The organism is Notoacmeibacter sp. MSK16QG-6, assembly GCF_024158145.1.
GTDB lineage: Bacteria > Pseudomonadota > Alphaproteobacteria > Rhizobiales > Rhizobiaceae > Notoacmeibacter.
Genome location: NZ_JAMYXM010000004.1, coordinates 128,041 through 141,415 on the forward strand (window position 1 = coordinate 128,041; position 13,375 = coordinate 141,415).

Genomic DNA, 13,375 nt, shown 5'->3' on the forward strand with positions numbered 1-13,375 from the left:
CAGTCTTGCATTCAATGTCAACAGGATTGTATACAATTTCTATGAGCACGGTTTTGAGCAGCGCCAATATCGATCCGCAGTCCGACAACCTCGACACCGAGGCGCAACCAAACGGGCGGGACGGTGGGCGCGCAAAAGCCACCGATATTCGCGAGGCGATCGAACAGGAAATATTGACCGGACTGCGCAAGCCGGGCGCGAAACTTGATGAAAAGGGCATCGCCGATCGCTTCGCGGTCTCCCGCACGCCGGTTCGCGAGGCTTTGCAGCAATTGGCAACGGCCGGGTTGATCGAACTCATCCCGCACAGGGGCGCGTTCGTCAGAAGCGTTTCGATCCGCGAGCTGATCGAGATGTTCGAAGTGATGGCAGAACTCGAGGGCATGGCTGGCCGGTTGGCGGCGCGCCGGGTCGATGCCGACATGCTAGCGGTTCTGCAGAAGCGGATGGTGGCGTGCCGAACGGCAGCGGAATCGCAGGACCCGGACGCCTATTATCACGAGAACGAACGGTTTCACCGCGCAATCTATGAGGCATGCGGCAATGCCTTCCTTGAAGGAGAGGCGAAGCGGCTTCACCAGCGGCTGCAGGCTTTTCGCCGCCTGCAGTTGCGGGTGCCGAAGCGGATCGATCAGTCACTCGCCGAACATGAGACGATCGTGGAAGCCATCGACGCGCGCGATGAAGCGGGCTGCGAGCAGGTCCTTCGCAATCATATTCTCATCCAGGGTGAGCGTTTCGCCGATTTCGTCGCGCTCCTTGACGAGCCGGCAACCGGGACCGCCGGCTCTTAGCGACGCTTGAAAAGGCCGGCGGACCGGTCCTCCAGAGGCGATCAGCCCATCTTCAGAATATCCTCCGCAGTCGTGCTCGGCCCCTCGACCGATTCGATCACCGCCGGATGGGTCAGCCTGCCGTCGGCGACATTGAGGCCGGCGCGCAGATGCGCGTTGGCGCGCAGCGCTTCCTTCCAGCCGAAATCGGCGATTGAAAGGGCGTGGGGCAGGGTGACGTTGTTGAGGGCATAGGTGCTGGTGCGCGCCACTGCGCCCGGCATGTTGGCCACGCAATAATGAACGACCCCATCGACATTATAGGTCGGGTCTTCGTGTGTCGTCGGCTTCGATGTTTCGAAACATCCGCCCTGATCGATAGCAACGTCGACCAGCACCGCGCCGCTTTTCATGGTCGACAGGTGCTCTCGCGTGACGAGCTTGGGCGCGGCAGCGCCCGGAATCAGCACCGCACCGATGACCAGATCGGCCTGGGCGAGTTCAGCTTCGAGATTCATGCGGCTGGCAAAGCTGGTCGCGGCGCGCGATTCGAAATGGGAGGCGAGGCGCTCCAGCACATCCGGATTGCGGTCGAGAATGGTGACGCGCGCGCCAAGGCCTGTCGCCATCTGCGCGGCGTTGAAGCCGACCACGCCGCCGCCGATAATCAGCACGCGGGCGGGCAGAACGCCCGGCACGCCGCCCAGCAGGACGCCACGGCCGCCATGCGGCGTCTCCAGCGCGGTCGCGCCAGCCTGTACCGAAAGACGGCCTGCAACTTGGCTCATCGGCTTGAGCAGCGGCAGCCCGCCGCCAGGGCCAGTTACTGTCTCATAGGCGATGCAGACCGCGCCGGACGCCATCAGATCCTTCGCCTGTTCGGGGTCCGGGGCCAGGTGCAGATAGGTGTAGAGGATCTGGCCCTCGCGCAGCATCTTGCGCTCACCGGCCTGCGGCTCCTTGACCTTCACGATCATGTCGGCGCTGGCAAAAATCTCCTCGGCGGTGTCGGCGATGGCTGCGCCGGCGGTGCGGTAATCGTCGTCGGTCGCGCCGATGCCCATGCCGGCATTGGCCTGCACCGTGACCCGATGGCCATGGCGCACGCATTCGGCGGCGCTCTCCGGCGTCAGGCCGACGCGGTATTCGTGGTTCTTGATTTCCTTCGGAACGCCAATGAGCATCGCCATCCTCCGTCTGATGCGTTTTCAACTCGGCGATAGCCTACGATAACACGAAGCGAATGAATTTGCTTTTTCTGCGCGGGTCGGGTCAATTATTGAATGATATTGTTCTGAACTGACCAATACGCAAAAATCATGCAAATTGATCGAATCGACACGAAATTATTGCGCATGCTTCAGGGCGACAGCCGGCCGGGGATGCAGGAGCTTGGCGAGGCGGTCGGCCTCAGCGCATCGGCCTGCCATCGCCGCATCAAGGCCATGGAGCGGGCGGGGATCATCGACGGCTACCGCGCCATGCTCAGCGCGTCGGCGCTCGGTTTTTCGCTGATCTTTTTCGTCGAAGTGAGTCTGGCGACGCAGAGCGAGAGCGCGCTGCGGCAGTTCGAACAGGCGGTGCGCAACGCGCCGGAAATCCTCGAATGCTTCCTGATGGCCGGCTCGGCGGACTATGTGCTGCGGATCGTCGCGCGCGATGCGGAGGATTTCGAGCGGGTGCACAGAAAGGTGCTGTCGAGCCTGCCGGGGGTGACGCGCCTGCAATCCAACATGATCATCCGCACGGTGAAGACCGATCCCGGCTTGCCGCTGTGAAGCTGAAGATCAATCCGTGAGGGCGGCGAGGCCGTCCTTTTCGAACCGGTCGAGCTGGTCCATCTCCGCTTCGGTCAGCGCGATGCCCTCGGTCAGCGATTGTTCGCGGGCCGCGAAACGCCGCTGCGAGGGCAGGCGCGCGCCCTGCGCACCGAAAGCCGTGAGCAGCTTCTCGGCCTCGACCAGCGGATCGCGGCCGCTGCGCGCGGCGAATGTCTGCGGATCGAAGGCGACGATCAGCGCGCCATGGCGCGGCAGAAGATTGCCGCCGCCCATGAAATCGAGCGCCTCTTTGCTCATGAATTCGCCCAGCATGGCGCCGGCCAGCAATTCGATCATGGTGGAGATGGCCGAGCCCTTATGGCTGCCGAAGGGCAGCATCGCGCCGGCGAGCGCGGCGTCGGGATCGGTGGTTGGCTGGCCGTCGCTATCGACGGCCCAGCCTTCGGGAATGGGCGTGCCAGCGCGGCGGTGCAGTTCGATCTCGCCGCGCGCGGCGACCGAGGTGGCGAAGTCGAAGACGTATGGGTTTTCGCCCGGGCGCGGCCAGCCGAAGGCGAGCGGGTTGGTGCCGAGCAGCGGCTCCTTGCCGCCGGCGGGCGCGACGAAGGCGTAGCTCGGGCATAGGGAGAGCGAGGCGAGACCCATCTCCGCCAGCGCCTCCACATCGTGCCAGAGCGCCGAGAAATGCAGGCAGTGGCGGATGGTAAGGGCGGCGAGGCCGCCCTGCCGGGCACGCTCGGCGAGCGCCGTCTTGCCCGCCTCGAAGGCCGGATTGGAGAAGCCGCCGCCGGCATCGACCTCGATCACCGCCTTGCCGCTATCGTGGAGCTGCGGCACCGCATCGGGCGAGACCTTGCCGGCGGCAATGACACGCAGGCACCCTTCGATGCGGTAGATACCGTGCGATTTGCAGTGGTCGCGCTCGCCGGCGACGATGGTGCGCGCCACGGCCTCGGCGCTCTCGGCCCGGACGCCGGCCTTTTCGAAGATCGCGCGGACGCGAGCCAGGAGAGCATCGACTGAGATGGTATGGTCCGCCGTCATGAAGGCTCCCTGGCTGGATGCAGGCGGATCACCTTCGGGCGGGATGAACCCAGCGCAAAGGTCGGTCGCCTCAGCGGCGAATATAGCTGGAACTTCAGGTTGGGAAAACGGATGGTGGGCGTGACAGGGATTGAACCTGTGACCCCTTCGATGTCAACGAAGTGCTCTCCCGCTGAGCTACACGCCCATCCGTGAGGGCGGCATTAATCATGCTCGCCCGGAATCGTCAATGGCTAATCGCGCCGCGCTTGTATGTCGTGGATCGCCGGGCGGAAATTATGCCGCCTGAAGCATTTTCTCCACCTCGTCGACGAGGTCTCGCAGATGGAATGGCTTGGACAGGACCTTGGCATTCTGCGGGGCGTTCGAATCGGGATTGAGCGCAACGGCGGCGAAACCGGTAATGAACATCACCTTCAGATCCGGATCGATCTCTGTCGCCTTGCGAGCCAGTTCGATGCCGTCCATCTCCGGCATGACGATGTCGGTCAGCAGCAGGTTGAAGGGCTCTTCGCGCAGCGTGTCATAGGCGCTGGCGCCATTGTCGAAATCAACCACCGCGTAACCGGCGCGCTCAAGCGCGCGGACGAGGAAGCGGCGCATATCGTTATCGTCTTCGGCGAGGAGGATTCGCTTCATCGCGTGTTCCAGAGCTGTGGCGGGCGCGAATGCCCGACGAGGGTTTTGTCTTCGTTAACCATATGGGAGGAGCCGGGTAAAGAAGAGGTAAACGGCATGGCTGGACGGGGCCTTTCGTCCATGACATTGTGCGCGATCTGTTGAAGACAATGGGCTTATGAGCGTTCATTCCGATTTCGAGACCGTGGTTCCCTTTTCGGTGCGCACACCGGCCACACAGACCATACCCTTTCTCTTCAATTCGCCCCATAGCGGACGCCATTATCCGAGGCGCTTCATCGCATCCAGCCGTCTGGACGCCGATGGGGTCCGGCGCAGCGAGGACGTTTTCGTCGACGAACTCTTCGCCGGCGTCGTAGCGCTCGGCGCGCCGCTGATGATGGCCCATTTTCCACGCGCCTATCTGGACGTGAATCGCGAGCCTTACGAACTCGATCCGCGCATGTTTTCCGGTGACTTGCCTGCCGGCGTCAACAGCCGTTCGCCGCGCGTCGCCGGCGGTCTCGGCACCGTGCCGCGCATCGTCGCGGAAGGCCAGCCGATCTATCGGGAGAAGCTGCCCGCCGCCGAGGCGCTCGAACGGATCGAGGCGCTCTACATGCCCTATCACGATCTGCTGTCGACAATGATCGAAAGAACGTTCGATCGGTTCGGTCAGGCCATTCTCGTCGATTGCCATTCCATGCCGTCGACGACGCGCTTCGCCGATGCCGGGCCGATGCCGGACATCATAATCGGAGACCGTTTCGGCACGGCCTGTCACCCCTCGCTGGCGGATTACGCGATCCAGCTCCTGCGCGATGGCGGTTTTCGCGTGGCGCATAACCGGCCCTATGCCGGCGGGTTCATCACCGAGCGCTATGGCAGACCGGCGCTGGCCCGCCACGCCTTTCAGATCGAGATAAACCGCGCGCTCTATCTGGACGAGAAAACGTATAGCAAAACCCGCGATTTCGATGCTCTCAGCGACGCAATGGGACGATTCGTTAGGGAGTTGAGCCGCTTGCCAGCGGAGTGGATGCGCGCTACCCCCGCCGCCGCCGAATAGATCGCTTATTTCAAAGGCTGCTTTTCATGGATGACGCGACTGATGCCGCGCAGATGGCCGAGTTTCTGCGCGAACTTGCCGGTTTCGCGGCAGGCGAGACCCTGCCGCGGTTCCGCAAAGCGATAGCGGTGGACAATAAAGAGGATGCGGCTTTCGACCCTGTAACCGAGGCGGATCGCGAGGCAGAGCGGGTGATCCGGCAGGCTATCGAAACGCGGTTTCCAGAAGACGGGATCGAAGGCGAGGAATTCGGCTTGGTACGCGCCGATGCGTCGCGGCGCTGGGTGATCGATCCGATCGACGGCACCCGCTCATTCATTTGCGGCATACCACTTTGGGGCACGCTTGTCGGTCTGATGGACAATGGCGTGGCCCGCGCCGGGTTTCTCTCGCAGCCCTATCTCGGCGAAATCTTCATTGCCGATGGCTCGCGGGCCTTTCTGGAAGGGCCGCATGGGGTGCGCGATTTGAAGGTGAGCGATTGCCGATCACTTGCATCGGCCCGCATGTTCACAACCGACCCGCAATTGTGGCGCGGTAAGGAGATGCAGGGTTTCGAGGCGCTACGCGCCAGCGTTCAACTCACCCGTTACGGGGCGGACTGTTACGGCTTCGCCATGCTGGCGGCGGGGCAGGCGGATATCGCGGTGGAATCTGGCGTCAATAGCTATGATGTGATGGCCCTCATCCCGATTATCCGACAGGCAGGCGGTGTCATCGCACGGGTGGATGGCGGCCCTGCCGAGAAGGCCGGTACGGTCGTCGCCGCGGCGACGCAGGCTCTTTACGATGCGGCCTGCGAGAAGCTTTGTGACGGCTGATCAGAAATTCCCTGCTCAATCCTCCCGAAAGAAAGCGTCGACCGCGGCCAGCGCCTGTTCTCGAAAAAGGTCGGCTTCTTGAAGCAGTTCATGCCGCGCGCCATCTACCGTGACCGATGATGCAGAACGCATGGCTGCAGCGAGACGTGCGCCAGCGGGTGCCGAAACGACCCGGTCGGACCCGGCAATCACGAAGAGCGCCGGCGTTTTGATGTTCGAATAGTGGGATGGAGCATTGACCTTGGCGATGGCGCGGGCTGCGGCATCCACCCACGCGACTGTCGGTCCGCCCAGCGACAAGTCCGGACGCAATTCAGCGAGTTTGCGATTGCGCGCGTAGCGGGACGCATCGGATGTCAGGCGGTTGGTGACGAACGGTTTTGCGATGTTCGGCTTGGTTTTGCCCCACATCGTTACCGAGCCGAAGCCGAGAGCCACAAGCCAGTGCGCCAGACGCCCGACCCAGTTGGGTGACAGAGGGAGGGGGCCGAAGCCGACGAAAGGCGACAGAAGCACCATGCGCGAAACGCGTGTCAGAAGATTGGGGCCGGCATACAGGGCCGCCAGCGCCCCGGAAGAATGCGCCAGCAGATAATACGGTCCGCGGCAATCCGGCAGCACGATCTGGCGGAAAATCGCCTCGATGTCCTCCCGCCAGGTGTCGAAGCTGTCCAGATAGCCCTTATTGCGGTTGCGCAGCAGACGCGACGATCCGCCCTGGCCGCGCCAATCGAACGTTACGACGTCGAAACCCAAACCGCAAAGATCGCCGATCGTTTCGAAAAGCTTCTCGATCGTCTCGTTGCGACCGCTCAACAGAACGATGGTGCCGCGCTTTGGCCCCCGGCGCGCGGCAAAACGGGCGTAGCGAATGCGCTGCTCGTCCTCAACCTTGATGTAGCCTGCTGCGATAAGCGGCGGCATTGGATTTCCGTCCATCTGGAACAGCACGTTCTCCGGATCGGTGTCCGGCCAGGAACTGTTTTCATTCCGGGGTTGAATCTGCGCCTGCAAGGCCATGCCTGTTCCCATCCATGCTCGGTGCTGAAGGCATAATGACCCCGTCCACGCAAGGCAACGCGTCAACGGGGTCAGGAGGTCATTAAGAAAACGAAGAAGGAGCCGGGCGGATCGGAGAAGGGACGGATCCGTCCGCCCGGCGGCTCCGGTCCCTTCCGAGAGCCGAAGCTTGATCGTGTTGTAGGGGATCGCATTTGAACCAAGTCCGAAGACGATGTTCAGCCGCCATTCAGGGATAAGGCGCAAATAAGGCAGCCTTCTCTTATGGCCTTCCGAAAGATCTTGAACCGATAAATCGACGATCCCACATATTGGTGGCAGCCGCCCGCACAGGGGGTTGTTCAGTCCTCTTCGCATGCCGGCTCGCGGGTGCGTATCGGGGACGAAAAACGCAAAAACGTCGCTTTATGGAAGGACAACACCATGCGTCATGTCGATTTTTCCCCTCTCTACCGTTCGACAGTCGGTTTCGACCGGATGTTCACGCTGCTGGACAGCCTGGCTCAGCCTGAAAACACCCCCTCCTATCCGCCATATAATATCGAGCGGACCGCTGAAGACGCCTACCGCATCACCATGGCGGTCGCCGGCTTCGAGGAAGACGAGCTTTCTGTCGAGGCACATCGTAACGTGCTGACGATCAAGGCTGCCAAGGCTGAGGATGAAGATGGCGAAGAGCGCCAGTTTCTCCATCGCGGCATCGCAACACGCGCCTTCGAACGCCGCTTCCAGTTGGCCGATCACGTCGAAGTCACGGCGGCCGGCCTGAAAAACGGTCTGTTGCATATCGATCTGAAGCGAAATGTGCCGGAAGAGATGAAGCCGCGCCGCATTGCGATTGCGACCGCCACCGAAACCGGCGCGCCGCAGATCGAGGGCGAAGCGGAATAAACGCCTCAAAGAATTAGACATTGCAGGGGCGGCGCTGTCTGGCGCCGCCCTTTTCTTTTGCTGTCATATCCTCTTTGCCGATCGGAATGCTTGAAGCTGTGACGCAATTGTGCGATAAATTCAGATAGGACAGCAATGCTGTCTTATCCGACGGAGGTTCTGACAACCGGCTGGCGTGATTTTCCGGCCGGTTTTTTGCGGCGCTGTCCACGATTTGACGCGGCGTAATGGAACAGGTCTCTGCTTGATCTAAATAATGGTGGAACAGCGGCCCGCCAGGCGGGCATGACGGAGGTAGGGCGATGACGGAACGGAGCGACGCAGCAAACATAGCGGCTCTTCCGAAAACGGGCTTGCCGTCCGCGCGTGGACTTTACGACCCGCGCAACGAACACGATGCGTGCGGTGTCGGCTTTGTTGCCGATATGAACAATCGCCATAGTCATCAGATGATCAAGGATGGGCTGTTCATCCTGGAAAACCTGACCCATCGCGGCGCGGTGGGGGCTGATCCGCTGATGGGCGACGGCGCCGGCATGCTCGTGCAGATCCCGCACAAGTTCTTCAAAGAGGTGATGGCCGAGACCGGTGTCGATCTGCCGGATGCCGGGCAATACGGTGTAGGCCATTTCTTCATGCCGCAGGACGCCGATCTGCGCGCCCATATCGAAGACATCATCCGAGATGCGGCTCACGCGGAGAGTGTGCCGTTTCTCGGTTTCCGGGACGTGCCGGTCGACAATTCCTCGCTTTCAAAAGCACCGGATATCGTTGCGTCCGAGCCGGTTCACCGGCAGGCTTTCTTCGGCAGGCCGGAGGGGCTCGACAGCGACGATGAGTATGAGCGGCGACTTTACGTGCTACGCAAGGTGGTCAGCCAACGGATCCACGCGGAAACCTCCGGTCGTGACAATGGCTGGTATCCGGTTTCTCTCTCCAGCCGGACCATCGTCTATAAGGGCATGTTCCTGGCCTATCAGCTTGGCCGCTACTACAAGGATCTGACCGACGAGCGGTTCGAAAGCGCTCTGGCGCTCGTTCACCAGCGCTTTTCGACCAATACGTTCCCGAGTTGGAAGCTCAGCCATCCCTATCGGCTCGTCGCCCATAATGGCGAGATCAACACGCTGCGCGGCAATGTGAACTGGATGGCGGCGCGCCAGGCGTCGGTTTCGTCCGAACTGTTCGGCGAAGATATCGAGAAGCTTTGGCCGATTTCCTACGAAGGGCAATCGGACACCGCCTGTTTCGACAACGCCTTGGAATTTCTCCTGCAGGGTGGCTATTCGCTGACCCATGCGATGATGATGCTGATCCCGGAAGCATGGGCCGGCAACAAGCTGATGAAGGAAGACCGCAAGGCCTTCTACGAATATCATGCTGCTCTCATGGAGCCGTGGGACGGGCCGGCGGCGGTAGCCTTCACGGATGGCCGCATTATCGGCGCGACGCTTGACCGCAACGGCCTGCGTCCCGCACGCTATATCGTCACGAAAGACGATCGCGTGATCATGGCTTCGGAAGCCGGCACGCTGCCGGTTGCTGAGGAAGAGATCGTCACCAAATGGCGGCTCCAGCCCGGCAAGATGCTGATGATCGATCTGCAAAAGGGCCGCATCGTCTCTGACGCCGAGGTCAAAAGCGAATTGGCGCAACTGCACCCTTACCGGGAGTGGCTCGACGGTACGCAAATCATACTTGAAGAGCAGGCGCCGGTGGAGCCGCGCGCGTTGCGCAAGGATGTGTCGCTGCTCGATCGCCAGCAGGCCTTCGGTTACAGCCAGGAAGACGTTCGCCTTTTGATGGCGCCAATGGCGACGACCGGTCAAGAAGCTATCGGCTCGATGGGCACCGACACGCCCATCAGCGCGATGAGCGACAAGTCCAAGCTGCTCTACACTTATTTCAAGCAGAACTTCGCGCAGGTGACGAACCCACCGATCGACCCGATCCGCGAAGAACTGGTGATGAGCCTCGTTTCGTTCATCGGTCCGCGGCCGAATATTCTGGATCATGAAGGCGCGTCGAAGCGCAAGCGGCTGGAGGTGCGTCAGCCGATCCTGACCAATGCGGATCTGGAGAAAATCCGCAATATCGGTCACACGGACGACCGTTTCGACACAAAGACTCTCGACATCACATACGATGGCCGCGAGGGTGCCGGCGGTCTGCCCGGCGCCGTCTCGCGACTCTGCGAGAAGGCCGAGAAGGCCGTTCACAGCGGCTACAACATCATCATCCTGTCCGACCGCCAGATCGGGCCGGACCGAATCGCCATTCCGGCGCTTCTGGCGACGGCGGCCGTCCATCATCATCTGATCCGCAAGGGCCTTAGGACATCGGCCGGTCTTGTCGTGGAATCCGGCGAGCCGCGCGAAGTGCATCATTTCTGCTGCCTTGCCGGCTTCGGTGCTGAGGCGATCAATCCTTATCTCGCTTTCGACACGCTGCTCGACGAGCACAAGAACGGCGCTTTCCCGCCCGAGGTCGATACGAAAGAGGTCGTCACTCGCTACATCAAGGCCATCGGCAAAGGCATTCTGAAGGTGATGTCCAAGATGGGCATCTCGACCTATCAGTCCTATTGCGGCGCTCAGATTTTCGACGCGGTGGGCCTGTCGACCGATTTCGTCGAGAAGTATTTCACCGGTACTGCAACGACGATCGAAGGCGTCGGTATTGCCGAGATCGCCGAAGAAACCGCCATGCGGCATTATCTCGCTTTTTCCGACGATCCTGTGCTGCGCCGCAATCTCGATGTCGGCGGCGAATACGCCTATCGCATGCGCGGCGAAAAGCACGTCTGGACCCCGGATTCCGTCGCTTCGCTTCAGCACGCAGTCCGTACCGGCAGCTATGAGACGTTCCGCGAATTCACCGAACAGGTGAACGAGGCAGCCAATGCCGCGCAGACCATTCGCGGCCTGTTCCAGATCAGGCTGGCGGACGAAGATGGACGCGAGCCGGTCGACATCTCCGAGGTCGAGCCGTCCAGCGAGCTAGTAAAGCGGTTTTCTACCGGCGCGATGAGCTTCGGCTCAATCAGCCGCGAAGCGCATACCACGCTGGCGCGGGCGATGAACGAGATGGGCGGCAAGTCCAATACGGGCGAGGGCGGCGAAGAACCCGACCGCTTCAACCCGCTTGCCACGGGCGGCATGAATCCTGAGCGCTCTGCGATCAAGCAGGTCGCCTCTGGCCGCTTCGGCGTGACGACAGAATATCTCGTCAATTCCGATATGATGCAGATCAAGGTCGCGCAGGGCGCCAAACCGGGCGAGGGTGGACAGTTACCCGGCCACAAGGTGGATGCGACCATCGCCAAGGTGCGCCACTCGACGCCGGGCGTCGGCCTGATCTCGCCGCCGCCACACCATGACATCTACTCGATCGAGGATCTGGCGCAGCTCATCTACGACCTGAAGAATGTGAACCCGGACGCCGATGTTTCGGTGAAGCTGGTTTCCGAGGTCGGCGTGGGTACGGTTGCGGCCGGCGTCGCAAAGGCGCGCGCCGATCACATCACTATTTCGGGCTATGATGGCGGCACCGGCGCGTCGCCGCTTACCTCGCTGAAACATGCCGGTAGTCCCTGGGAAATGGGTCTTGCAGAAACCCATCAGACGCTGGTGCTGAACAATCTGCGTTCGCGCATCGCGCTTCAGGTCGATGGCGGCTTGCGGACCGGCCGCGACGTGATCGTCGGGGCGCTTCTCGGGGCGGACGAATTCGGGTTCTCGACCGCGCCGTTGATCGCTGCCGGCTGCATCATGATGCGCAAGTGCCACCTGAACACCTGTCCGGTGGGTGTCGCGACGCAGGACCCCGTGCTGCGCAAGCGCTTCAAGGGCGCGCCTGAGCATGTGGTCAATTATTTCTTCTACGTCGCCGAGGAAGTGCGCGAACTCATGGCCGCCATGGGTTTCCGCAAGCTGGACGAACTGATCGGTCGTTCCGATCTTCTCGGTAAGAAAGAGATGATCGATAGCTGGAAGGCTCAGGGGTTGGATTTCTCCAAGGTCTTCTTCAAGCCGCACGCCGCTCCGGAGCAGATCCGGTGGACAGAGCGTCAGGATCATCCGATCCACGAAATTCTGGACCGCAAGCTGATCGAGCAGGCCGAGCCGGCTCTGACGACGCGCCAGCAGGTGCGTATCGAGACGGAAATTCGCAATGTGGACCGGTCGGCGGGCGCAATGCTTTCCGGCCAGGTCGCAAAAAACTTCGGCCACAAGGGGCTCGCCGACGACACGATTCACGTCAATCTGCGCGGTACGGCGGGTCAGAGCTTTGCGGCGTTTCTGGCCCATGGCGTGACGTTCGATCTGATCGGCGACGGCAACGATTATGTCGGCAAGGGTCTTTCGGGTGGTAAGATCATTATCCGTCCGCCAGACGACACCGCTATCGAGCCATCGAAATCCATCATTGTCGGTAACACCGTCCTTTACGGTGGTATCGAGGGCGAGTGCTATTTCCGGGGCGTTGCCGGCGAACGCTTTGCCGTGCGTAATTCGGGAGCCGTGGCCGTCGTCGAAGGCGTCGGTGACCATGGCTGCGAATATATGACGGGCGGGGTCGTCGTCGTTCTGGGTGAGACCGGACGAAACTTCGCCGCCGGAATGAGCGGCGGCGTCGCCTATGTTCTGGACGAGGACGACAGTTTTGCCGAACGCTGCAATATGGCGATGGTGGAGCTGGAGCCCGTGCCGGAAGAGGACGATATGCTGGAGAAGCTGCACCATCATGGCGGCGATCTGATGCACAAAGGGCTTGTGGATGTGCTGGATGATATGACCAGCCATGACGAAGAGCGTCTCTATCAGCTGATCGCCAACCACAAACACTACACCGGCTCCGACAGGGCGGCCACCATTCTGGACAATTGGGCCGATTATCGGCCGAAATTCCGCAAGGTGATGCCGGTCGAATATCGCCGTGCGCTCGAAGAGATGGAGCGCAACAAGATGGGAGTGGCCGCGGAATGATCGTTACCACCACCAATACTGTCGAAGGCCGCCGGATCGTCGCCTATCACGGCGTCGTGACGGGCGAAGCCATTCTCGGCACGAATGTGTTCCGCGACTTTTTCGCTTCCATTCGCGATATCGTCGGCGGTCGTTCGGGCTCCTACGAAAAGAGCCTGCGGCAAGGCCGCGAACTGGCGCTTGGCGAGATGGGCGAAGAGGCGCAACGTCTCGGCGGTAACGCCGTGGTCGGCGTCGATCTGGACTATGAGAACATCACATCCGGGAACGGCTCGTCGTCCATGTTGATGGTGGTGGCTTCCGGCACGGCGGTCACGCTGGAATAGCCGGCTTTGGCGGGGGCAAAGCCGCTTTCGCTACATTGAAGAAC

At 61.4% G+C, this 13,375-nt stretch carries 10 protein-coding genes, 1 tRNA gene and 1 pseudogene; 7 read left to right on the forward strand and 5 right to left on the reverse strand.

From position 1 onward, the window contains the following. Positions 1-41 precede the first annotated feature (41 nt). Complete coding sequence (locus tag NIM86_RS13100) at positions 42-794, forward strand: GntR family transcriptional regulator (RefSeq protein WP_253382792.1); 753 nt, start codon at positions 42-44, stop codon at positions 792-794. A gap of 41 nt (positions 795-835) precedes the next feature. Here the strand turns inward: NIM86_RS13100 and ald are convergent, their stop codons facing one another. Then, entirely contained in the window at positions 836-1,957 is a 1,122-nt protein-coding gene (gene ald / locus NIM86_RS13105) for an alanine dehydrogenase (protein ID WP_253382958.1), read from the reverse strand. Positions 1,958-2,092: 135 nt separating this feature from the next. Here ald and NIM86_RS13110 point away from each other — a divergent pair, with 135 nt between their 5' ends. Next, entirely contained in the window at positions 2,093-2,551 is a 459-nt protein-coding gene (locus NIM86_RS13110; RefSeq protein ID WP_256478487.1) for an Lrp/AsnC family transcriptional regulator, read from the forward strand. Between the two features lie 9 nt (positions 2,552-2,560). Here NIM86_RS13110 and NIM86_RS13115 read toward each other — a convergent pair whose 3' ends face one another. The 3 genes from NIM86_RS13115 to cpdR all read right to left on the reverse strand — a co-directional run bounded on the left by NIM86_RS13115 (position 2,561) and on the right by cpdR (position 4,237). Next, entirely contained in the window at positions 2,561-3,598 is a 1,038-nt protein-coding gene (locus NIM86_RS13115; RefSeq protein ID WP_253382794.1) for an Ldh family oxidoreductase, read from the reverse strand. A 112-nt stretch (positions 3,599-3,710) separates the two neighbouring features. Next, positions 3,711-3,785, reverse strand: a tRNA-Val gene (locus NIM86_RS13120). A gap of 89 nt (positions 3,786-3,874) precedes the next feature. After that, positions 3,875-4,237, reverse strand: coding sequence for a cell cycle two-component system response regulator CpdR (gene cpdR, locus NIM86_RS13125; protein WP_253382795.1), 363 nt, complete (start codon positions 4,235-4,237; stop codon positions 3,875-3,877). A 157-nt stretch (positions 4,238-4,394) separates the two neighbouring features. Here cpdR and NIM86_RS13130 point away from each other — a divergent pair, with 157 nt between their 5' ends. Together NIM86_RS13130 and hisN are read left to right on the forward strand one after the other, a co-directional pair. Then, entirely contained in the window at positions 4,395-5,285 is an 891-nt protein-coding gene (locus NIM86_RS13130; RefSeq protein ID WP_253382796.1) for an N-formylglutamate amidohydrolase, read from the forward strand. 26 nt (positions 5,286-5,311) lie between these two features. Then, positions 5,312-6,106: a histidinol-phosphatase gene (gene hisN, locus NIM86_RS13135; protein WP_253382797.1), complete on the forward strand. Its 795-nt coding sequence runs from the start codon at positions 5,312-5,314 to the stop codon at positions 6,104-6,106. Positions 6,107-6,121: 15 nt separating this feature from the next. On the opposite strand, the gene NIM86_RS13140 is transcribed toward hisN, so the two are convergent. Beyond that, positions 6,122-7,126, reverse strand: coding sequence for an alpha/beta fold hydrolase (locus tag NIM86_RS13140; RefSeq protein WP_253382798.1), 1,005 nt, complete (start codon positions 7,124-7,126; stop codon positions 6,122-6,124). A 423-nt stretch (positions 7,127-7,549) separates the two neighbouring features. Here NIM86_RS13140 and NIM86_RS13145 point away from each other — a divergent pair, with 423 nt between their 5' ends. The 3 genes and pseudogenes from NIM86_RS13145 (at position 7,550) to NIM86_RS13155 (ending at position 13,331) form a co-directional block, all read left to right on the forward strand. After that, positions 7,550-8,017: an Hsp20 family protein gene (locus tag NIM86_RS13145; protein WP_253382799.1), complete on the forward strand. Its 468-nt coding sequence runs from the start codon at positions 7,550-7,552 to the stop codon at positions 8,015-8,017. A 350-nt stretch (positions 8,018-8,367) separates the two neighbouring features. Continuing rightward, positions 8,368-13,005 (forward strand): annotated as a pseudogene (gene gltB / locus NIM86_RS13150) (glutamate synthase large subunit); the annotation flags it as partial. After that, complete coding sequence (locus NIM86_RS13155; RefSeq protein WP_253382801.1) at positions 13,002-13,331, forward strand: heavy metal-binding domain-containing protein; 330 nt, start codon at positions 13,002-13,004, stop codon at positions 13,329-13,331. The pseudogene gltB and the gene NIM86_RS13155, both read left to right, overlap by 4 nt. Positions 13,332-13,375 lie beyond the last annotated feature (44 nt).

Excerpts from the sequence above, each read along its gene's own strand:
- NIM86_RS13100 (WP_253382792.1), top strand. The coding sequence starts at position 42 with ATGAGCACGGTTTTGAGCAGCGCCAATATCGATCCGCAGTCCGACAAC.
- ald (WP_253382958.1), bottom strand. The coding sequence starts at position 1,957 with ATGCTCATTGGCGTTCCGAAGGAAATCAAGAACCACGAATACCGCGTC.
- NIM86_RS13110 (WP_256478487.1), top strand. The coding sequence starts at position 2,093 with ATGCAAATTGATCGAATCGACACGAAATTATTGCGCATGCTTCAGGGC.
- NIM86_RS13115 (WP_253382794.1), bottom strand. The coding sequence starts at position 3,598 with ATGACGGCGGACCATACCATCTCAGTCGATGCTCTCCTGGCTCGCGTC.
- cpdR (WP_253382795.1), bottom strand. The coding sequence starts at position 4,237 with ATGAAGCGAATCCTCCTCGCCGAAGACGATAACGATATGCGCCGCTTC.
- NIM86_RS13130 (WP_253382796.1), top strand. The coding sequence starts at position 4,395 with ATGAGCGTTCATTCCGATTTCGAGACCGTGGTTCCCTTTTCGGTGCGC.
- hisN (WP_253382797.1), top strand. The coding sequence starts at position 5,312 with ATGGATGACGCGACTGATGCCGCGCAGATGGCCGAGTTTCTGCGCGAA.
- NIM86_RS13140 (WP_253382798.1), bottom strand. The coding sequence starts at position 7,126 with ATGGCCTTGCAGGCGCAGATTCAACCCCGGAATGAAAACAGTTCCTGG.
- NIM86_RS13145 (WP_253382799.1), top strand. The coding sequence starts at position 7,550 with ATGCGTCATGTCGATTTTTCCCCTCTCTACCGTTCGACAGTCGGTTTC.
- NIM86_RS13155 (WP_253382801.1), top strand. The coding sequence starts at position 13,002 with ATGATCGTTACCACCACCAATACTGTCGAAGGCCGCCGGATCGTCGCC.